Genomic DNA, 21,657 nt, shown 5'->3' on the forward strand with positions numbered 1-21,657 from the left:
ATAAAACAGCCCCGGTTGCTTAGCTTGTTGCTTGAAGGCTCAACCTACGCGGTAGTTTGGCGCTTCCTTGGTGATCTGCACGTCGTGAACGTGGGATTCGGCCATGCCGGCGCCGGTGATCCGCACGAACTCAGGCTTGGTGCGCATCTCTTCGATGTCGGCACTGCCGGTGTAGCCCATCGAGGAACGCAGGCCGCCCATCAACTGGTGAATGATCGCGCTCAGGGTGCCCTTGTACGGAACACGCCCTTCGATACCTTCCGGAACCAGCTTCTCGGCGCCTGCCGAGGAGTCCTGGAAGTAACGGTCGGAGGAACCTTGAGCCTGGGACATGGCGCCCAGCGAACCCATGCCGCGATAAGCCTTGTACGAACGGCCCTGGAACAGTTCGATCTCGCCCGGCGCTTCTTCAGTACCGGCGAACATCGAGCCCATCATCACGCAGGAGGCACCGGCTACGATGGCCTTGGACAGGTCACCGGAGAAACGGATGCCGCCGTCGGCGATCAACGGTACGCCAGTGCCTTCGAGGGCAGCGGCGACGTTGGCGATGGCACTGATTTGCGGCACGCCGACACCGGCGACGATACGGGTGGTGCAGATCGAGCCAGGGCCGATACCGACCTTGACTGCGTCAGCGCCAGCTTCGGCCAGGGCCTTGGCGGCAGCGCCGGTGGCGATGTTACCGCCGATCACCTGCACTTCAGGGAAGTTCTGCTTGACCCAGCGAACGCGGTCGATCACGCCCTTGGAGTGACCGTGAGCGGTGTCGACCACCACCACGTCAACGCCGGCAGCGACCAGCGCGGCAACGCGGTCACCGGTGTCTTTACCGGTGCCGACTGCAGCGCCAACGCGCAGACGACCTTGATCGTCCTTGCTGGCCAGCGGGTAAGCCTTGGCTTTTTCGATGTCGTTGACGGTCATCATGCCTTTGAGGGCGAATTTGTCGTCGACGATCAGCACGCGCTCGATGCGGTGCTTGTGCAGCAGTTCACGCACATCGTTCTTGTCGGCGCCTTCCTTGACCGTGACCAGACGCTCTTTAGGCGTCATCACTTCACGGACAGTGGCTTCCAGACGGTTCTCGAAACGCACGTCACGGGAGGTGACAATGCCGACCAGGTCGCCATTGTGCAGCACCGGAACGCCGGAGATGTTGTGCATGCGGGTCAGTTCGAACAACTCGCGCACGGTGGCGTCGGCGACGATGGTGATCGGGTCTTTGACCACACCAGCTTCGTAACGCTTGACCTTGCGGACTTCGGCAGCTTGCTGCTCGATGGTCATGTTCTTGTGGATGATACCGATACCACCTTCCTGAGCCATGGCGATTGCCAGACGGGCTTCAGTGACGGTGTCCATGGCAGCGGAAACCAGTGGAATATTCAGCTCGATGCCACGGGTAAGGCGGGTCTTGAGACTGACTTCGTTAGGAAGCACCTCGGAATAACCGGGCACTAGGAGAATGTCGTCGAATGTCAGAGCTTCTTGGCTGATACGCAGCATCGCGGGGGCTCCCGAGCGGGAAAATGGAAGCGCGCCATTATAGTCAGACACCCTCTCGGGTTCAATGTAAAACTCTGTCTATTATTGGCATTACTGACATACGGAGATTGGCGCCGCCTACAACTCGACTTTCACCCAACTGACCGGCTGATCGAGCCAATCGGCGAATTCATCGATAAAGCTCTGCTTGAACCCGGCTTCGGCCCAGTTATTGAAGATGAAACCGAGGTTGGAGAAGCCGCATTCCTGCAGGAACAGAAAGCCGTTGATATCGTCTTCATGCCCGCATTCGGGGCAGGTGAAGTTGTCGGTACGCCCCGGCATCCAGTCTTCCAGGCTTTCGAACAGGGCTTCACCCACTTCCTTGCGGCACTCGGCGCAGCCCGCCTCTTCAAGGAATCCCTTGGCTGGCGTATAGATGCAGCGCTTGGTGATGATCTCCAGGCCATTGATCGGATCGCCGAACGGCAGGGCTTCGGGGTGCAGGACCACTGCGCGGGCACCGTCGGCGATGGCGTGGGCCATGCGATTGCCGGTGCGGCCGCAAGTGGTCAGTTCTTCCTGGATGATGTTCTTGCGCACCAGCCAGCGCACGACGGCCCGGGCCCGGGGTTCGTGTACCGGCAGGGTGGAGATTTTCGGGACGATGATGCTTTGGGAGTTCATGAGGTACAGGCCTGGAACATTGATGAATGACCTGTAGGAGCGAGCCTGCTCGCGATGGACTCAAGAGCACCGCGGGGAACCAGACTCCCCGCGTTATCGTTAACGACCATCGCGAGCAGGCTCGCTCCTACAGGTAAAGCATTGGCGCGATGCCCATAGAAGGTATAGGCCCGCCGGAGAATTTTTTACAGTTCCACGACTACCGCTTGCGAAGCACGGGTCGCCTTGGCGCGGGCCGCTTCGATCGATTCGTCGCGCGCCAGGGCCACGCCCATGCGGCGCTGGCCGTTGACCTCAGGCTTGCCGAACAGGCGCAGCGCGGTGTCCGGTTCGCTCAGGGCAGCGCCCAGGTTGGCGAAAGCGGTCTGGGTCGACTGCCCTTCCACCAGGATCACCGCCGAGGCCGAAGGCCCGAACTGACGGATCAACGGGATCGGAAGACCGAGAATGGCCCGTGCATGCAGGGCGAACTGCGACAGGTCCTGGGAAATCAGCGTGACCAGGCCGGTGTCATGCGGGCGCGGCGAGACTTCGCTGAACCACACCTGATCACCCTTGATGAATAGCTCGACGCCGAACAGACCACGGCCACCCAGGGCTTCGGTCACGGCCTTGGCAACACGTTCGGATTCAGCCAGAGCAATCGGGCTCATGGCTTGCGGCTGCCAGGATTCCTGATAGTCGCCCTTCTCCTGACGGTGGCCGACCGGCGCGCAGAAGGTAGTGCCGCCGACGTGGCGCACGGTCAGCAGGGTGATTTCGTAGTCGAAATCGATGAAGCCTTCGATGATCACCCGACCTTTACCGGCACGGCCACCTTCCTGGGCGTAGTCCCAGGCTTTCTGCACGTCATCAACGCTGCGCAGCAGGCTCTGGCCCTTGCCCGACGAGCTCATGACCGGCTTGACCACACACGGAAAACCGAGGTCTTCAACGGCTTTGCTGTAGTCCTCGAAGGTGTCGGCGAAGTGGTACGGCGAGGTTGGCAGGTCCAGCTCTTCAGCGGCCAGGCGACGGATGCCTTCGCGGTTCATGGTCAATTGCGCAGCGCGGGCGGTCGGGATCACGGTGAAGCCTTCGGCCTCCAGTTCCACCAGGGTCGCGGTGGCGATGGCTTCGATTTCCGGGACGATGAAGTGCGGCTTCTCGGCTTCGATCACGGCGCGCAGCGCAGCACCATCGAGCATGTTGATCACGTGGCTGCGGTGCGCCACCTGCATGGCCGGCGCGTTGGCGTAGCGGTCCACGGCAATCACTTCAACGCCCAGGCGTTGCAGCTCGATCACCACTTCCTTGCCCAACTCGCCACAGCCACACATCAATACGCGGGTCGCGGTCGGCGACAATGGGGTTCCGATACGGGTCATCTGAAGGTCCTCAAGGAGCGGATCATCGAGGGACGCGTCGCCATGCGCGCTTCCCATGGGGAGAAAGCGCGGCATTTTACATGAACTTCAGCCGACGACAGCCTGTTTGCGCAGGCGCCAGGCCATGATCAGCCACACGGCGGTGACCCCGGCGAATTTCGAACCCAGGGCGGTGAGGATCACCCCCGGCGTTAGGGCGTCGATCATGCCGAAAAAGATAAAGGTATCGAGGGGAATGCTCAGGGCCGAACTTATCCACAGGCGATCATGCAGCGGGCGTTTGGTGATGCTGAACACCAGCCAGTCGATGCACTCGGAAACCGCGAACGCCGTGGCGCTGGCCAGGGCGATGGACGGATCGGAGGTGACATAGGACAACACCAGCGCCACCAGCATCGCCGCGAGGGCGCCATGCCCGAACCGGGCTTGCACCATGTCGCGCAACACAAACACCAGCCCGCCCCAGGCCGACCAGATGATGTCCAGGTGCGGCGCGGTGGAAAAGGCGTAGTTGATCAGCACGACGCTGCTGATGTAGGCGATCAGGAAGAGCATGGCGTGTACAAGTACCTGTCAATTTTGTGCACAGGGTACTTCAGAGGGGGAGGCGAGCCAATAGAGGTCGGGTGCCTGGGATGGCCTCATCGCGAGCAAGCTCGCTCCCACAATTGATTCATGTCGACCCCCACTTTTGTGATCGACACCAAACCAATGTGGGAGCGAGCTTGCTCGCGATAAAGTGCGAAGCACTTTCCGGGGCCAATTCAGTTATCGGATTTGGAAGGCAACATCCAGATCAACCCACTGGCCTTGGCCCGCTCATGACACAACCCCAGCACCTTGCGCCGCTCGTCGTTGTCCATGCGGCTCCAGCGGGTGATTTCTTCCACCGTGCGTTGGCAACCGGTGCAGATGTCATCGTCATCCAGCGCACAAATGTTCACGCAGGGCGATGCAACCGGGCGTTCAGTGGTGGTCATTCTTCCTGCTCGGCCAGGTCGCGGGCATAACGCTGCGAGTTGTGTACATAGTGAGCAGCGCTGGCCTCCAGCATCTTGATTTGCGGCTCGGTCAATTCGCGCACCACTTTGCCGGGCGAGCCCATGACCAGCGATCCGTCCGGAATCTCCTTGCCTTCGCCGATCAGCGAGTTGGCGCCGATGATGCAGTTCTTGCCGATCTTCGCACCATTGAGAATCACCGCGTTGATGCCGATCAGGCTGTAGTCGCCAACGGTGCAGCCGTGGAGCATGGCGTTGTGGCCGATGGTCACGCCGGTGCCGATGGTCAGCGGGTAGCCCATGTCGGTGTGCATCACGGTGCCGTCCTGGACGTTGCTGTTCTTGCCGATCAGGATCAACTCGTTGTCGCCGCGCAATACGGCGTTGAACCAGACGTTGGCGCCCTCTTCCAGCTTGACCTTGCCCACCAGCACGGCATTGGGTGCGACCCAGCTCTGTGGATGGGTTTCGACGCGGGCGTCGCCCAGGCGGTATTTCATTGTTGGATTCCTCAAGGCTCAGGCAGGCTTTTTTTCAGCAAAACCAGGATTCAGGCCATTCGAACGATGGCTTCAGATATTGATAAAGCTTTTGGGAGGCTGATGCAGGCTGATTTTGGCGTCATACAGCAGGTTGATCAACTCGACGATCATGATCGCCGTCAGGCCCCAGATCTTGTATTCGCCAAAGCGATAGCTCGGCACGTACCAGCTGCGGCCCTGATAATCGATGCGATGGGTATGTTCGCGGGGGTCTTTGCGGAAGAACTCCAGGGGCACGCTGAACACCGCGGCGATCTCGGCATCGTTGGCCTGGTATTGGACAAAATCCGGGATCACCCCGACATAGGGCGTGACCTTGATGCCATGCAGGCTGATCAGCGGGCTGAGCGGGCCGATCACCTCGACCAGCCCCGGCGGCAGGCCGATCTCTTCTTCGGCTTCACGCAGGGCGGTGAAAATCAGGTCGGGGTCTTCGGGGTCACGGCGCCCGCCGGGGAAGGCGACTTCGCCGCCATGGGTCGACAGGCCGCTGGCACGCAGGGTCAACACCAGCTCGGGCTCGTCACTGCGGGTGATGGGCACCAGCACCGCGGCCTCGGGAAAACGACGGTCGGTCTCCAGTGTGCGTGGTGTGTGGTTACTAACCCGATGCAGTAGCTCATCCAGCATGAGTGTTCTCGATCTGTGCCTTACCCGGCATCATGCACCAATCGCTGCGGCCGCCCAACCCCCGCAACCGCCCCATGTCGCGAAACGACAACTTGCCGACCGGCACTGCCGCACGCCAAGATAGGCGCAGCATTCAGGAACCCCAGCATGAAATTTTGCAGCCAGTGCGGTAACCCGGTGACCCAGCGCATTCCCGAAGGCGATTCGCGCCTGCGTTTTGTTTGCGACAGCTGTCAGGCCATTCACTACCAGAACCCCAACATCGTCGCCGGCTGCGTGGCGACCTGGGGCACCAAGGTGTTGCTGTGCCGGCGGGCTATCGAGCCACGTCGCGGCTACTGGACCCTGCCCGCCGGTTTCATGGAGAACGGCGAGACCATCGAACAGGCCGCCATTCGCGAAACCGCCGAGGAAGCTTGCGCCCGAGTGCGCAACCTGAGCATCTATACCCTGATCGACGTACCGCACATCAGCCAGGTGCATGTGTTCTTCCGTGCCGAACTGGCGGACCTGGATTTTTCCGCCGGCCCCGAGAGCCTGGAAGTGCAACTATTCGACGAAGCGGACATTCCATGGGATGAGCTGGCTTTCCGCACAGTGGGCCGTACCTTAGAATGCTTCTTCGCTGACCGGCGGACCGAGGTCTACCCCGTTCGGTCTGAATCGATCCCGCCACTTGCTCAGCCTGCCATTATCTGATGTCATCTCGGCATCACTCAACGGCGCCGAAAGATCGCCCGAACGCGGCACGAGCCTGCGGCAGCTCCTGCAAAAACTTCTATACATAAATAGTCGCGACACCTCCTGGGGAATCGTTTCAATGCGCTGGTTGCTTGCCCTGTTCTGTTTGTCGTTTGTCACGGTGTCCCAGGCTTCTGCCGTGGAACCCCTGGACGGCAAGGTCATCGAGAAGATCCTGATTCTCAAGTCTTCCCATCAATTGCAATTGATCAATGACGGCAAGCCGCTCAAGACCTATCGCATTTCCCTGGGCAAGCGTCCCAAGGGGCCCAAGCTGATGGAAGGCGACAAGCGCACCCCGGAAGGCTTCTACTGGGTCGACTGGCGCAAGATCAGCGACCGCTTCAACCTGGCGATGCACATTTCCTACCCGAACATCAGCGATTCTGCCCGCGCCCGTCGTGAAGGCGTCGAGCCCGGCGGCATGATCATGATCCACGGCACCCCGGACAGCGAAGACACCCCGGAAAACCTGTTCCACACCCTGGACTGGACCGACGGCTGCATTGCCATGCGCAACATGGACATGCGCGAAGTCTGGAACCTGGTGCCGGACGGCACGATGATCGAAATTCGTCCGTAATTCCCCACGACCATTGGTCGCCCTCGAAAAATAAATTCAAAAGATCGCAGCCTGCGGCAGCTCCTACAGGGTGAATACCATTTCGCTCTGTAGGAGCTGCCGCAGGCTGCGATCTTTGTCGCTTTAAAGCCCACCGCTAATACCACTTCAAACCAACCCCCATTCCAACCAGCCGACAAGGCAGGTTTCCCTACACAAACAGCAAAGCTCTGGCGTTGACATGGTATTCAAGTGGTATTAGTTTTCGCCCATTCACGGGCAAAAACATTCCAATATCCGCCCCGGACACCCGCCATGAACGATCTCCAGGCCCTGCGCCCCGACGACACCCAACCCACGCCGTTGTACCTGCAACTGGCACGCAATCTGGAAGCGGCGATCCACGCCGGCCAGTGGAAAGCCGAGCAGGCGATGCCATCGGAACGCAATCTGAGCGAGACGCTGGGCATCTCTCGCGTTACCGCCCGCAAGGCATTGGAAGTGTTGTTCGAACAAGGCTTGATCCGCCGCAACCAGGGCTCTGGCACCTTCATCACGCCGCGCCTCGAACAACCGCTGTCGCGACTTTCCGGCTTCAGTGAAATGCTCCGCCTCAAGGGGTTCGTGCCCGGCTCGCAATGGCTGGAGCGGGAAATCACCCTGCCGACCCACGAAGAGCTGATCCGCCTCGGCCTGTCGCCCAACGACAAGGTTGCGCGCCTAAAACGCCTGCGCAAGGCCGACGACACGGTGATGGCCATCGAGATGAGCACCCTGCCCGCCTCGATCATTCCCAAGCCGCAGGCGGTGGGCGATTCCCTCTACGAGTTCCTCGACGGCATCGGCAAACCGGTGGTCCGCGCCCTGCAGCATATCCAGGCGATCAACGCCTCGGACGAGTTCGCCGCACTGGTGGGCATCGCCCCCGGCACCGCCATGTTGCTGATGACCCGGGTCGGCTACCTCGAAGACAACACGCCCATCGAAGTCACCGACACCTATTGCCGTAACGACTACTACGACTTTGTCGCAGAGCTTCGTAGATAAAAAACCGAGATCCCGACATGTCCGAAGACAACATCCTCACCGCCCACGGCTGGGTTCGCGGCCGACTGGTGCACGAACACGGCAAAGTCGTGTCGATCGAAGGCCAGTCCTGCGATCCGGCGGACAATGATCTGCCGTACCTGCTGCCGGGTTTCATCGACCTGCACGTTCACGGCGGCGGCGGCAAGGACATCATGGAAGGCGCGCCGGCCTTCGAAACCATCACCCGTACCCACGTGCGCTTCGGCACCACGTCGTTGCTGGCCACCACCATGACCGCACCGAGCGACGAGATATCCAGCGTGCTCAAGGCCGTCGGCGAATTCTGTGAGCAGCGGCCCCAAGGCTGCGCCCGGGTACTCGGCGTGCACCTCGAAGGCCCCTACATCAACCCCGGCAAACTCGGCGCGCAACCCAACTTCGCCCACACCGCGCTGATGGCCGAAGTTGAAGAATATCTGGCGCTCGCGCCGATCCGGGTGATCACCATTGCCCCGGAAATCGCCGGTCACGACGCCTTGATCCGCGATCTCAGCAGCCGCGGCGTGCGCATGCAGATCGGCCACACCCTGGGCAGCTACGAGGAAGGCGTCGCCGCGCTGGAGGCCGGCGCCAGCAGTTTCACTCACCTCTACAACGCCATGAGCCCACTGCATCACCGCGAACCGGGGATCGTCGGCGCCGCGTTGGCCCACGCCAAATACGCCGAACTGATTCCCGACTTGCTGCACGTGCACCCCGGTGCCATCCGCGTGGCCCTGCGTTCGATTCCGTGCCTGTATTGCGTCACCGACTCGACTGCGGCCGCCGGCATGCCCGATGGCGAGTACAAGCTTGGTAGCCACACCGTGACCAAATGTCTGGGTGGTGTGCGCCTGCCCGACGGCACCCTGGCCGGCAGCACGCTGACCATGGATCAGGCCCTGCGCAACCTGGTGAAGATCGGCCTGCCCATCGCCGAAGCCTCGCAGCGCCTGTCGCAATTCCCCGCCGACTACCTCGGCATCACCGAACGCGGGCGCCTGCGACCGGGGGCCTGGGCCGACTGCGTGCGGCTGGATCGCTCACTGAAACTGACCGCTGTCATGGTCGAAGGAGAAGACATTGACTTCAAAAATGCTTGAAGAGGCGCTGTCCTCGTTCGAGGCCGTGCAGGCCCAGTTGCAAACACTCGACCCGCAGATGATCGAGATCGCCGGGCGCCTGCGCCGCCAGCCGCCGCAAGTGGCCATGACCGTGGCGCGGGGCAGCTCCGATCACGCCGCCAGCTACTTCGCCTACCTGACCATGCAACTGCTGGGCATCCCGGTGGCTTCACTGCCGATGTCGGTGGTGACCATGCAACAGGCACCGTTGAAGGTCAGCGGCCAGGTGGCGTTCGCCTTTTCGCAATCGGGGCAAAGCCCGGACCTGGTCAACAGCCTGCGCCTGCTGCGCAAGCGCGGTGCATTGAGCATTTCGCTGGTCAATGTCGAAGACTCGCCGCTGGAAGCCGCCTGCGAATTCAGCCTGCCGCTGTGTGCCGGCACCGAAAGCAGCGTCGCCGCGACCAAGAGCTTCATCGCCACCCTCAGCGCCAGCGCCCGGTTGATTGGCCACTGGAAAGAAGACACCGAACTGCTCGAGGCCGGTAATGCCTTGCCCCATGGCCTGCGCGACGCCGCGCAACAGGACTGGAGCCCGGCCATCGACGCCTTGCGCGATTGTCAGCGGCTGATGGTGATCGGCCGTGGTGCCGGTTTCGCCATCGCCCAGGAAGCAGCGCTCAAGTTCAAGGAAACCTCGGCGATCCAGGCCGAAGCCTTCAGCAGCGCCGAAGTCCGTCACGGCCCGATGGCCTTGATCGGCGACAACTACCCGCTGCTGGTGTTTGCCCCACGAGGCGCCGAACAGGCTGGTTTGTTGAGCCTGGCCGCCGACATGCGCCAACGCGGCGCCCGGGTCCTGCTGGCCGCGCCGGATGACGTGCTTGAACGCGACCTGACCCTGACCCGCGCCGAACACCCGGCCCTCGACCCGATTCTCGCGATCCAGAGTTTCTACGTGATGGCCGCCGGCCTGGCCGTGGCCCGTGGCATGGACCCGGACCAGCCGCGACACCTGAGCAAAGTGACCCGAACACACTAAATCGAATGGCGATTGATTGACCTGTAGGAGCGAGCCTGCTCGCGATGGACATGAACAATGACGCGTCCTTCCTGAATGAACGTGTTGCTCTCAAGTTCTTCGCGAGCAGGCTCGCTCCTACAGGGAGTGGATTGATCTGAACTATTTTTTGATGAGACCGAGCCATGCATAACAACAATAAAGAGCTGACCTTAAGCGCCCCGCTCAGCGGCCCGGTGCTCACGCTCGCCAAAGTCCCGGACCCGGTGTTCGCCAGCGGCGCCATGGGTGACGGCATTGCCATCGATCCGCTCAACGACACGCTCCACGCCCCCTGCGCCGGCGTGGTGGTGCATGTCGCCCGCACCGGTCACGCGGTGACCTTGCGTGCCGACAACGGCGCGGAATTGCTCCTGCACCTGGGCCTCGACACGGTCGAGTTGCAGGGCCAGGGCTTCTCGATGCTGGTCAAGGAAGGCGCACGCGTCGCCAACGGCCAACCGCTGCTGCGCTACGACCTGGACAAGGTCGCGCAACAGTGCAAGAGCCTGGTCAGCCTGCTGATCCTCACCAACAGCCAGGACTTTCAGGCACGGCCCATCACGCTCAAGTCGGTAAAGGTCGGCGAGCCGTTGCTGCACATCATTCGTCGACAGACGTCGAGCGCACAGGTCGATGCCGAATTTGCTGGCGCAGAGATTGTCGGTCACGTGCGCATTGCTCACCGTGGCGGCCTGCACGCGCGGCCAGCCGCACTGATCCGTCAGACCGCGCAAGGCTTCAAAAGCAAATCGCAGCTGCATTTCGCCGGCAAGTCGGCCACCTGCGACAGCCTGATCAGCCTGATGGGGCTGGCCATCGGCGAGCAGGCGGAGGTCCAGGTCAGTTGCCAGGGCCCGGATGCCGAAGCCGCACTGCAAGCCTTGTTGACCGCGTTATCCACAGCCCTGGCTGAAGACCACCACGCCGCCGCGCCAGCCACGATTGCCCAACGCAATCGCCCCGCCGAAGCCGGCGTGTTGCACGGCGTCTGCGCGGCGCCCGGCCTGGTCGGCGGGCCGCTGTTTCGCCTGAATGCGATCAGCCTGCCAGTGGATGCCGGCCACCATGATCCGCAGCAACAACAGCAAGTGCTGGACGCGGCACGGAGCCAGGTGCGCAGCGAAATCGAGCACACGCTGACCCTGGCGAAAAAACACAAGGACACCGCTGAAGAGGCGATTTTCGCCGCACACCTGGCGCTGCTCGAAGACCCGGCCCTGCTGGACGCCGCCAGTCAAACCGTCGCCCAGGGCACGGCCGCGACCCACGCCTGGAGCCAGGCCATCGACGCGCAATGCGAAGTCCTCCAGCAAACAGGCAGCACGCTGCTGGCCGAACGCGCCAACGACCTGCGCGATCTCAAGCAACGGGTGCTGCGCGCATTGCTCGGCGATACCTGGCATTACGACGTGCCAGCCGGCGCCATCGTCGCGGCGCATGAACTGACGCCCTCCGATTTACTGCAACTGAGCCAGCAAGGCGTCGCCGGGCTGTGCATGGCCGAAGGTGGCGCGACCTCCCACGTAGCGATTCTGGCCCGGGGCAAAGGCCTGCCGTGCATGGTCGCACTGGGCTCGACGCTGCTCGATCAGCAACAGGGACAACCGGTGGTGCTGGACGCCGACGGCGGCCGCCTCGAACTGACACCCAGCACACAGCGCCTGGCCGACGTGCGCCAGCTGCAACAGCAACAGCAACAACGCCGGGCCGAACAACAGGCCCAGGCCCACACACCCGCGCTGACCACCGATGGCCTGCGCATCGAAGTCGCCGCCAACGTGGCGTCCAGCGCGGAAGCGGCAGACGCACTGGCCAATGGCGCCGACGGCGTCGGCTTGCTGCGCACCGAGTTTCTCTTCGTCGACCGCCACACCGCCCCGGACGAACAGGAACAACACCAGGCCTACCAAGCGGTGCTCAATGCCATGGGCGACAAGTCGGTGATCATTCGCACCATCGACGTCGGCGGCGACAAGCAACTGGACTACCTGCCACTGCCCGCCGAGGCCAATCCGGTGCTCGGCCTGCGCGGCATTCGCCTGGCCCAGGTTCGCCCTGAACTGCTCGACCAGCAACTGCGTGCGCTGCTGCACCTGCGCCCGTTGTCACGCTGCCGGATCCTGCTGCCGATGGTCACTGAAGTCGATGAACTGCTGCACATCCGCCAGCGCCTCGACGCCTTGTGCGGTGAACTCGGCCTGGCGCAACGCCCGGAGCTGGGGGTGATGATCGAAGTTCCAGCCGCCGCGCTGCTGGCCGAGCAACTGGCCGAACACGCGGACTTCCTGTCCATCGGCACCAACGACCTGTCGCAATACACCCTGGCCATGGACCGCGACCACGCCGGGCTCGCCGCCCGCGTCGATGCGCTGCACCCGGCACTGCTGCGGCTGATCGCCCAGACCTGCGCCGGTGCTGCGTTGCACAACCGTTGGGTGGGCGTGTGCGGTGCACTGGCGTCCGATCCGTTGGCCACGCCGGTGTTGATCGGCCTGGGGGTCAGTGAGTTGTCGGTGAGCCCGGTACAGGTCGGCGAAATCAAGGACCGCGTGCGTCATCTCGATGCCAGCGAATGCCGGCGCATCAGCCAGGACCTGCTCAAGCTGAGCAGCGCCAGCGCGGTGCGTCACGCTTGTCACCAGCATTGGCCGCTGGGCTAAAGAACAACAAGAATCCACGGAGAACCGCCATGTACCAACTTTTCATCGAAGGCCTGCAACGCCTCGGCCGCGCGCTGATGCTGCCGATCGCGATCCTGCCGATTGCCGGCCTGCTGCTGCGCCTGGGCGATACCGACCTGCTGAACATCGCGATCATCCACGACGCCGGCCAGGTGATCTTCGCCAACCTGGCGATGATCTTCGCCATCGGCATCGCGGTCGGTTTCGCCAAGGACAACAACGGTACGGCGGGGCTCGCCGGGGTGATCGGCTACCTGGTGATGATCTCCACCCTCAAGGTGCTCGACCCGAGCATCAACATGGGCATGCTCGCCGGGATCGTCAGCGGCCTGATGGCCGGCGCGCTGTACAACCGCTTCAAGGACATCAAGCTGCCGGAGTACCTGGCGTTCTTCGGTGGCCGGCGTTTTGTGCCGATTGCCACCGGGTTCGCCGCCGTGGGGCTGGGCGTGGTGTTCGGCTATATCTGGCCGCCGATCCAGCACGGCATCAACAGCTTCGGCACGCTGATGATGGAAAGCGGCAGCTTCGGCGCGTTCGTCTTCGGTGTGTTCAACCGCCTGCTGATCGTCACCGGCCTGCACCACATCCTCAACAACATGGCGTGGTTCGTGTTCGGCAACTTCACCGACCCCACCACCGGCGCGCTGGTGACTGGCGACCTGTCGCGCTACTTCGCCGGCGATCCGAAAGGTGGCCAGTTCATGACCGGCATGTTCCCGATGATGATCTTCGGCCTGCCCGCCGCCTGCCTGGCGATGTACCGCAACGCCCTGCCGGAACGGCGCAAGGTGATGGGCGGGATCTTCCTCTCGATGGCGTTGACTGCGTTCCTGACCGGCGTCACCGAGCCGATCGAATTTGCCTTCATGTTCCTCGCGCCGTTGCTGTTTCTGCTGCATGCGTTGCTGACCGGCCTGTCGATGGCCATCACCAATGCCCTGAACATCCACTTGGGGTTCACCTTCTCCGGCGGTTTCATCGACATGATCCTTGGCTGGGGCAAGTCCACCAACGGCTGGATGGTGTTCCCGGTGGGCCTGGCGTATGCGGTGATCTATTACGTGGTGTTCGATTTCTGTATTCGCCGCTTCGACCTGAAAACCCCGGGCCGCGAAACCAGCGCTGCCGCCCCGCAGGTTGCAGTGGCCGACAATGAACGCGCCGGGGCTTACATCAAGGCCCTGGGCGGTGCCGAGAACCTGATCACCGTCGGTGCTTGCACCACGCGTTTGCGCCTGGACATGGTGGATCGTAACAAAGCCTCGGACGCCGATCTGAAAGCGCTCGGCGCCATGGCCGTGGTGCGTCCGGGCAAGGGCGGAAGTTTGCAGGTGGTAGTCGGGCCGATGGCCGACGCGATTGCGGATGAGATTCGCCTGGCGATGCCGGCGCTGGGTCGCGCCATCGTGTCGTCGCCGGCAGCAGAAATCGACGCACCGAAACCTGCCGCCGTGGCGACACCCGAGGCACAGCAATGGCTCAATGCGCTGGGCGGTGGCGACAATGTGCTGCAACTCGATTGCGTCGCCATGACCCGCATTCGCCTGCAACTGGCCAATGGCAAGGCGTTATCGGAGTGTGATTTGAAAGCACTGGGCTGTCAGGGCGTCAGCCAGTTGGAAGGTGGCATCTGGCATCTGCTGATTGGCGACAAGGCGTCGAGCTTGAGTGATGCGCTGGAAGTGTTGGTCAATCGCAGTGAGGTGAGTGCCAAGGTTTAAATCTTCAGCGCCCGACAGTCAGTCTTCGCGAGCAGGCTCGCTCCCACAAGGGTCCGGTGTACGTCCATCCACTGTGGGAGCGAGCCTGCTCGCGAAGAGGCCATAAGCAGCACCACAAAAACCCGATCAACAAAAAACCCGCTGAAATCTCTTTCAGCGGGATTTTCACTTCAGCGGCAGAGGATCAGAAATCCTCCAACCGCCACACTTCATAAGCCGGTGTCTCGTAGGGATGGCTCTGTTTCAGAGCCGCCACCACCGAGCGAATCAACTCATCGGCCACCACCAGCTCAACCTTCCATTCCTCGACCTGCTCGACCTGCCCTGCCTCGCCAATGAATGGCTGACTGCCATCCAGTGGACGAAACTGGCCAAGGCCCAACACCTGCCACGCACAGTGGTCGTAAGCACCGATTCGACCGCCACCGGCGGCGAATACGGCACTTTTGACCACTTCGACATGACTGTCGGGAACAAAAAAACTGAGCTTGTACACGGCGCTTAGTTCACCCACACGCGAGCATTACGGAACATGCGCATCAGCGGTGCATCTTCGTTCCAGTCATCGGAGCGCCACGAGTTCTGCACGGCGCGGAACACACGCTCCGGGTGCGGCATCATGATGGTCACGCGACCGTCGCGGCTGGTCAAACCGGTGATCCCGCGCGGCGAGCCGTTCGGGTTGGCCGGGTAGCTTTCGGTGACCTTGCCGTGGTTGTCGACGAAACGCATCGCCACGCAACCGGACAGATCGGCTTCCAGCAGTGCTTCTTCGCTGGAGAACTCGGCATGACCTTCGCCGTGAGCAATGGCGATCGGCATACGCGAACCGGCCATGCCTTGCAGGAAGATCGAGTTCGACTCCTGGATCTGCACCATGGCAACACGGGCTTCGAACTGCTCGGAACGGTTGCGCACGAAGTGCGGCCAGAACTCGCTGCCCGGGATCAGCTCGTGCAGGTTGGACATCATCTGGCAACCGTTGCACACGCCGAGGGTGAAGCTGTCGTTACGCTCGAAGAAGCCCTGGAACGCATCGCGGGCACGGCTGTTGAACAGCGCGGATTTCGCCCAGCCTTCACCGGCACCCAGTACGTCGCCGTAGGAGAAACCACCGCAAGCGACCATGCCCTTGAACTCGTTCAGGTCGACACGGCCGGCCAGAATGTCGCTCATGTGCACGTCGATCGCGTTGAAACCGGCGCGGTCGAACGCGGCCGCCATTTCCACCTGACCGTTGACGCCCTGCTCACGCAGTACGGCAACCTGTGGGCGAATGCCTTTCTTGATGTAAGGCGCGGCGATGTCCTGGTTGACGTCGTAGCTCAGCTTGACGCTCAGGCCCGGGTTGTCCTCTTCCAGCAGCACGTCGAATTCTTGCTCGGCGCAGTCGGCGTTGTCACGCAGACGCTGGATCTGGTAGCTGGTCTCGGCCCACTGGCGCTGCAGCAGACGACGCTGGCCTTCGAACACGGTGTCACCGTTGAACGTGATGCCGATCTCGCCATTGTTGATTGGCTGACCGATCACCGACACGCAGTCACCCAGGCCGGCAGCGCTGAACTGCGCGAGGATGTCCGGGGTAGCGTCCTGGCGAACCTGGATCACGGCACCCAGTTCTTCGTTGAACAGGATCGCGGCGATGTCGGCGGAGGTTTCTGCCAGACCGTCGAGGTTCAGGCTCAGGCCGCAGTGACCGGCGAAAGCCATCTCGACAACGCTGGTCAACAGACCACCGTCGGAACGGTCGTGGTAAGCCAGCAGGTGGCCGTCGGCGTTGAGGCCCTGGATCACGGCGAAGAAGGCTTTCAGGTCTTCGGCGTCATCGACGTCCGGAGCCTGCTTGCCGAGCTTGCCGTGAACCTGCGCGAGGATCGAGGCGCCCATGCGGTTCTGGCCGCGGCCCAGGTCGATCAGAATCAGGTCGGTGGTGCCCTTGTCCATGCGCAGTTGTGGGGTCAGGGTCTGACGGATGTCAGTCACTGGCGCGAAACCGGTCACGATCAGGGACATTGGCGAAGTGACGGACTTGTCCACGCCTTCATCGTTCCAGCGAGTGGCCATGGACATCGAGTCCTTGCCCACCGGAATGGTGATGCCCAGCTCAGGGCACAGTTCCATGCCAACCGCTTTCACGGTGTCGTACAGGCGTGCATCTTCACCCGGGTGACCGGCTGCGGACATCCAGTTCGCCGACAACTTGATGTCGGAGATCTTGCCAATGCGCGAAGCGGCGATGTTGGTCAGGGTTTCGCCGATGGCCATGCGACCCGACGCCGGAGCGTCCAGCAGTGCCAGCGGAGTACGCTCGCCCATGGCCATGGCTTCACCGGTGTAGACGTCGAAGCTGGTGGCGGTGACGGCAACGTCGGCCACCGGAACCTGCCACGGGCCGACCATCTGGTCACGGGCCACGAGGCCGGTGATGGTGCGGTCGCCGATGGTGATCAGGAAACTCTTGCTGGCCACGGCCGGGTGATGCAGGACGCGCTCGACGCAGTTGGCGATGTCGAGGGTCGACGGATCGAAATCGTCGCCCAGTTCGTTTTCACGAACCACCGAACGGTGCATGCGTGGAGCCTTGCCCAGCAACACTTCCAGTGGCATGTCCACCGGGCTGTTGCCGAAGTGGCTGTCGGTGACGGTCAGCTGCGGTTCGGCAGTGGCTTCGCCGACTACGGCAAACGGGCAACGCTCACGTTCGCAGATCGCCTTGAAGCGCTCGAAGTCAGCCGGGCCGACCGCCAGGACGTAACGCTCCTGGGATTCGTTGGACCAGATTTCGTGCGGGGCCATGCCCGGCTCGTCGTTTGGAATGTTGCGCAGTTCGAAACGGCCACCACGGTCGCCGTCGTTGACCAGTTCCGGGAAGGCGTTGGACAGACCGCCCGCACCCACGTCGTGGATGAAGCTGATCGGGTTCTTGTCACCCAGTTGCCAGCAACGGTCGATGACTTCCTGGCAGCGACGTTCCATCTCAGGGTTTTCACGCTGTACCGAAGCGAAGTCCAGGTCCGCCGAGCTGGTGCCGGTGGCCATGGAGGAAGCCGCACCGCCACCCAGGCCGATCAGCATCGCCGGGCCGCCGAGCACGATCAGCTTGGAGCCGACCAGGATCTCGCCTTTCTTGACGTGTTCTTCACGGATGTTGCCCATGCCGCCAGCCAGCATGATCGGCTTGTGGTAACCGCGAACTTCGTCACCGTGCGGGGTGGTGATCGACTGTTCGAAGGTACGGAAGTAGCCGGTCAGTGCCGGACGACCGAATTCGTTGTTGAATGCAGCGCCGCCCAGCGGGCCTTCGATCATGATGTCCAGCGCGGTAACGATGCGCTCAGGCTTGCCGTACGGCACTTCCCACGGCTGTTCGAAGCCCGGGATCTGCAGGTTCGACACGGTGAAACCGGTCAGGCCAGCCTTCGGCTTGGCACCGCGACCGGTTGCGCCTTCGTCGCGGATTTCGCCACCGGAACCGGTGGATGCGCCCGGGAACGGGGCAATCGCGGTCGGGTGGTTGTGCGTCTCGACTTTCATCAGGATGTGCACCGGCTCCTGCACCGCGCCGTACTGGCGGGTCTCAGGGTCCGGGAAGAAACGACCGGCCACGGAGCCGACGATCACCGAAGCGTTGTCCTTATAAGCCGACAGAACGCCTTCGCTGTGCATCACGTAGGTGTTCTTGATCATGCCGAACAGGCTTTTTTCCTGGCTCTGGCCGTCGATGTCCCAACTGGCGTTGAAGATCTTGTGACGGCAGTGCTCGGAGTTCGCCTGGGCGAACATCATCAGTTCGATGTCGTGCGGGTTGCGCGAAAGGCCCACGAAGGCGTTGACCAGATAGTCGATTTCGTCTTCGGCCAGGGCCAGGCCCAGCTCGGTGTTGGCTTTTTCCAGCGCGGCGCGGCCGCCACCCAACACGTCGATGGCGGTCAGGGGCTTCGGCTCGGCGTGGCTGAACAGGCCGGCAGCCTGTTCGAGGTTGCCCAGGACGATCTGGGTCATGCGGTCGTGCAGACCGTCGGCGATCAGCTGGGCTTCAGCGTCGCTGAACTGGCCGGCCACGTAGAACGCGATGCCGCGCTCCAGGCGCTGGATTTTCGCCAGGCCACAGTTGCGGGCGATGTCGCTGGCCTTGCTAGACCACGGCGAGATGGTGCCGAAACGCGGCAGCACCAGAAACAGACGACCGGTCGGTTCCTGTACCGGAACGCTTGGACCGTACTTCAGAAGGCGCGCAAGCACCTGCTGTTCGTCGCCGGTCAGGACGCCGGTAACTTCGGCGAAGTGAGCGAATTCAGCATACAGGCCACTGACAGCCGGAACCTTCTGGCTCAGTTGCTCAAGGAGTTTGCTGTGGCGAAAGGCAGAAAGGGCAGGAGCGCCGCGCAGGATCAACATCTTCGGGACAGCCTCGGGAAGGGGTGTGCTTTGAGGCCGTGCATTCTAGCCTAAACAGCCCGCGACAGCACCCGAAACGCTACGCACGGTTGCACTCGGGTGTCGATCTGTGTTTCTGCCTCGAAAGTCAGGTTAACCGGGCGTGTGACGACAGCTTATTTTTACTGTAACAAAATGCAGACAAAGCCCATTCCTGCGGGGTTCCGGCCGGTTTTGTGATCTCTAGCAGACTAGCCCCTCACTGTCGAGATATGGCGCCCGTGGTCCTTTGCGTATACTGCGCAAATGTTTTTCCCAACGGCTTTGCGTCCGCGGTACGCCAAATGGCTCATCGCAACCGGACTCTTCCTGATGCTCGGTGGCTGTGTTGATAAACCCAACACGCTCGAGCGCGTAAAGGAGGATGGTGTGCTGCGGGTGGTTACCCGAAACAGCCCCGCCACCTACTTTCAGGATCGCAACGGTGAAACCGGCTTCGAATACGAGCTGGTGAAGCGCTTCGCCGACGATCTGGGGGTCGAGCTCAAGATCGAGACCGCCGACAACCTCGATGACCTGTTCAACCAGGTCGGCAAACCCAACGGCCCGGTGCTGGCGGCGGCCGGCCTGGTCAGCAGCGAAGAGCGCAAAAAGCAGGTGCGCTTCTCCCACTCCTATCTCGAAGTCACCCCGCAGATCATCTACCGCAACGGCCAGTCACGGCCGACCGATGCAAAGGATCTGGTGGGCAAGAAGATCATGGTGCTCAAGGGCAGCACCCACGCCGAACAACTCGCGCAGCTGAAACAGAAATTTCCCGGCATCGAATACGAAGAGTCTGACGCAGTCGAGGTCGTCGATCTCCTGCGCATGGTCGACGAAGGTCAGATCGACCTGACACTGGTCGACTCCAACGAAGTGGCGATGAACCAGGTGTACTTCACCAACATCCGGGTCGCCTTCGACCTCGGTGACGCCAGCAACCAGAGCTGGGCTGTCGCCCCGGGCGACGACAACAGCCTGCTCAACGAAATCAACGACTATCTCGACAAGGTCAAGAAGAACGGCACCCTGCAACGCCTCAAGGACCGCTACTACGGACATGTCGACGTCCTCGGCTACATGGGCGCCACCACGTTTGCCCAACACTTGCAGCAACGCCTGCCCAAGTACGAACAGCACTTCAAGTCATACGCCAAGAAAGAGAAAGTCGACTGGCGCCTGCTAGCGGCCATCGGGTACCAGGAGTCGTTGTGGCAACCGGCGGTCACCTCCAAGACCGGCGTGCGCGGCCTGATGATGCTGACCCAGAACACCGCGCAGGCCATGGGCGTGTCCAATCGCCTGGACCCCAGGCAGAGCATCATGGGCGGCGCCAAGTACCTGGCCTACATGAAAGACCAGCTCGACGATTCGATTCAGGAGCCGGACCGGACCTGGTTTGCCCTGGCGGCCTACAACGTCGGCAGCGGCCACCTGGATGACGCACGCAAACTGGCGGCCAAGGAAGGCTTGAACCCGGACAAATGGCTGGATGTGAAGAAGATCCTGCCGCGCCTGTCGGAAAAGAAGTGGTACAGCAAAACCCGTTACGGCTACGCCCGTGGCGGCGAACCGGTGCATTTCGTGGCGAACATCCGTCGCTACTACGACATCCTGACCTGGGTCACGCAGCCGCAGCTTGAGGGCGATCAGGTCGCCGAGGGCAAACTGCTTGTTCCGGGGATCGACAAGAGCAAGCCTGCTCAAGAGCCAGCGCCGCTCTGACAGCCCCCCCAAAATCAATGTGGGAGCGAGCCTGCTCGCGAAGGCGGTTTAGCAGTCAACATCTCTGCTGGCTGACACTACGCTATCGCGAGCAGGCTCGCTCCCACAGGGTTTTGTGTTGGCTTTTAGGCCTTGGCAGCCGCCGCCAGAATCAGCGCCTTCATCTCCGAAACAGCCGACTTGAAGCCAACGAACAGCGCATGGGCCACCAGTGCATGGCCGATGTTCAGCTCGTTGATGCCCTTGATCGCCGCCACGGCTTCAACGTTGTGATAGTGCAGGCCATGGCCGGCATTGACGATCAGTCCCTGGGCCAGGCCGAAGGCCACGCCATCGGCCACACGCTTGAGTTCTTCGGCGACTTCAGTCGGCGTCTCGGCATCGGCATAACGCCCGGTGTGCAGTTCGATGGCCGGTGCACCAACACGACGCGAAGCTGCGATCTGGCGCTCATCGGCATCGATGAACAGCGACACTTCGGAGCCGATCTTCGACAGGCGCTCGACCGCGGCCTTGATCCGCGCTTCCTGACCCGCCACGTCCAGGCCACCTTCGGTGGTCAGCTCCTGACGGGTTTCCGGTACCAGGCAAATGTGCGCCGGGCGGATGCGTTCGGCGAACTGCATCATTTCCTCGGTGACGCCCATTTCGAAGTTCATGCGGGTTTGCAGCACGTCCTTGAGCAGCAGAACGTCGCGCTCCTGAATGTGTCGACGGTCTTCGCGCAGGTGCACGGTGATGCCATCGGCGCCCGCCTCTTCCGCGTCCAGTGCTGCCTTGACCGGGTCCGGGTAACGGGTGCCCCGGGCCTGACGCAGGGTGGCAACGTGGTCGATGTTCACGCCAAGAAGAATGCGGGTGCTGGTGGTCACGGAAAGCGCTCCAGAAGAAGAGA

At 62.1% G+C, this 21,657-nt stretch carries 19 protein-coding genes; 8 read left to right on the top strand and 11 right to left on the bottom strand.

All coding sequences use genetic code 11. The annotated features are described in order from the left end of the window. Positions 1-39 precede the first annotated feature (39 nt). The 8 genes from guaB to AC3IT9_RS23395 form a co-directional block, all read right to left on the bottom strand. On the bottom strand, positions 40-1,509 hold the full coding sequence (gene guaB / locus AC3IT9_RS23360; protein ID WP_008053208.1) for an IMP dehydrogenase: 1,470 nt from the start codon (positions 1,507-1,509) through the stop codon (positions 40-42). 117 nt (positions 1,510-1,626) lie between these two features. Continuing rightward, positions 1,627-2,175, bottom strand: coding sequence for a sugar ABC transporter ATPase (locus AC3IT9_RS23365; RefSeq protein WP_150726754.1), 549 nt, complete (start codon positions 2,173-2,175; stop codon positions 1,627-1,629). 185 nt (positions 2,176-2,360) lie between these two features. After that, positions 2,361-3,542 (bottom strand): formate-dependent phosphoribosylglycinamide formyltransferase, encoded by a 1,182-nt coding sequence (purT, locus tag AC3IT9_RS23370; RefSeq protein ID WP_007982831.1) that lies wholly within the window; start codon positions 3,540-3,542, stop codon positions 2,361-2,363. A gap of 87 nt (positions 3,543-3,629) precedes the next feature. Then, positions 3,630-4,097, bottom strand: coding sequence for a VUT family protein (locus AC3IT9_RS23375; RefSeq protein WP_150672984.1), 468 nt, complete (start codon positions 4,095-4,097; stop codon positions 3,630-3,632). Between the two features lie 209 nt (positions 4,098-4,306). Then, on the bottom strand, positions 4,307-4,522 hold the full coding sequence (locus tag AC3IT9_RS23380) for a DUF1289 domain-containing protein (protein WP_150726757.1): 216 nt from the start codon (positions 4,520-4,522) through the stop codon (positions 4,307-4,309). Continuing rightward, positions 4,519-5,043, bottom strand: a complete 525-nt coding sequence (locus tag AC3IT9_RS23385; RefSeq protein ID WP_150754487.1) for a gamma carbonic anhydrase family protein — start codon at positions 5,041-5,043, stop codon at positions 4,519-4,521. The genes AC3IT9_RS23380 and AC3IT9_RS23385 overlap by 4 nt, the downstream gene beginning before the upstream one ends. A 72-nt stretch (positions 5,044-5,115) precedes the next feature. Continuing rightward, positions 5,116-5,715, bottom strand: a complete 600-nt coding sequence (locus tag AC3IT9_RS23390; RefSeq protein WP_150754488.1) for a CoA pyrophosphatase — start codon at positions 5,713-5,715, stop codon at positions 5,116-5,118. Then, a complete protein-coding gene (locus tag AC3IT9_RS23395) occupies positions 5,705-5,848 on the bottom strand; it encodes a hypothetical protein (protein ID WP_172435319.1) in 144 nt (47 codons plus the stop codon). The genes AC3IT9_RS23390 and AC3IT9_RS23395 overlap by 11 nt, the downstream gene beginning before the upstream one ends. A 14-nt stretch (positions 5,849-5,862) precedes the next feature. Between AC3IT9_RS23395 and AC3IT9_RS23400 the strand changes: the two genes are divergently transcribed. From AC3IT9_RS23400 to nagE, 7 genes are all read left to right on the top strand, one after another. Then, the gene (locus AC3IT9_RS23400) at positions 5,863-6,414 is read left to right on the top strand and encodes an NUDIX hydrolase (protein ID WP_008016748.1); all 552 of its coding nucleotides are present in this window, start codon (positions 5,863-5,865) and stop codon (positions 6,412-6,414) included. Between the two features lie 121 nt (positions 6,415-6,535). Then, positions 6,536-7,039, top strand: a complete 504-nt coding sequence (locus AC3IT9_RS23405; protein WP_150726760.1) for a L,D-transpeptidase family protein — start codon at positions 6,536-6,538, stop codon at positions 7,037-7,039. A gap of 294 nt (positions 7,040-7,333) precedes the next feature. Next, positions 7,334-8,065, top strand: a complete 732-nt coding sequence (locus AC3IT9_RS23410) for a GntR family transcriptional regulator (RefSeq protein WP_046040977.1) — start codon at positions 7,334-7,336, stop codon at positions 8,063-8,065. Positions 8,066-8,082: 17 nt separating this feature from the next. Further along, positions 8,083-9,189: an N-acetylglucosamine-6-phosphate deacetylase gene (gene nagA / locus AC3IT9_RS23415; RefSeq protein WP_489271129.1), complete on the top strand. Its 1,107-nt coding sequence runs from the start codon at positions 8,083-8,085 to the stop codon at positions 9,187-9,189. Further along, entirely contained in the window at positions 9,170-10,192 is a 1,023-nt protein-coding gene (locus AC3IT9_RS23420; RefSeq protein ID WP_489271130.1) for an SIS domain-containing protein, read from the top strand. Before nagA ends, AC3IT9_RS23420 begins: the two co-directional genes overlap by 20 nt. Before the next feature lie 164 nt (positions 10,193-10,356). After that, positions 10,357-12,873: a phosphoenolpyruvate--protein phosphotransferase gene (ptsP, locus tag AC3IT9_RS23425; RefSeq protein ID WP_489271131.1), complete on the top strand. Its 2,517-nt coding sequence runs from the start codon at positions 10,357-10,359 to the stop codon at positions 12,871-12,873. Between the two features lie 29 nt (positions 12,874-12,902). Further along, positions 12,903-14,618, top strand: a complete 1,716-nt coding sequence (nagE, locus tag AC3IT9_RS23430) for an N-acetylglucosamine-specific PTS transporter subunit IIBC (protein WP_489271132.1) — start codon at positions 12,903-12,905, stop codon at positions 14,616-14,618. 184 nt (positions 14,619-14,802) lie between these two features. Here the strand turns inward: nagE and AC3IT9_RS23435 are convergent, their stop codons facing one another. Both AC3IT9_RS23435 and purL read right to left on the bottom strand, forming a co-directional pair. Next, on the bottom strand, positions 14,803-15,114 hold the full coding sequence (locus AC3IT9_RS23435; RefSeq protein WP_008053216.1) for a YqfO family protein: 312 nt from the start codon (positions 15,112-15,114) through the stop codon (positions 14,803-14,805). Positions 15,115-15,119: 5 nt separating this feature from the next. Then, a complete protein-coding gene (gene purL, locus AC3IT9_RS23440) occupies positions 15,120-19,016 on the bottom strand; it encodes a phosphoribosylformylglycinamidine synthase (RefSeq protein WP_151213892.1) in 3,897 nt (1,298 codons plus the stop codon). 285 nt (positions 19,017-19,301) lie between these two features. On the opposite strand from purL, the gene mltF reads away from it, so the two are divergent. Then, on the top strand, positions 19,302-20,762 hold the full coding sequence (gene mltF, locus AC3IT9_RS23445) for a membrane-bound lytic murein transglycosylase MltF (RefSeq protein ID WP_032829871.1): 1,461 nt from the start codon (positions 19,302-19,304) through the stop codon (positions 20,760-20,762). 125 nt (positions 20,763-20,887) lie between these two features. Here mltF and pdxJ read toward each other — a convergent pair whose 3' ends face one another. Further along, complete coding sequence (gene pdxJ, locus AC3IT9_RS23450; RefSeq protein WP_150757945.1) at positions 20,888-21,634, bottom strand: pyridoxine 5'-phosphate synthase; 747 nt, start codon at positions 21,632-21,634, stop codon at positions 20,888-20,890. Positions 21,635-21,657 lie beyond the last annotated feature (23 nt).

This window comes from Pseudomonas sp. KH_046_1 (assembly GCF_057839025.1).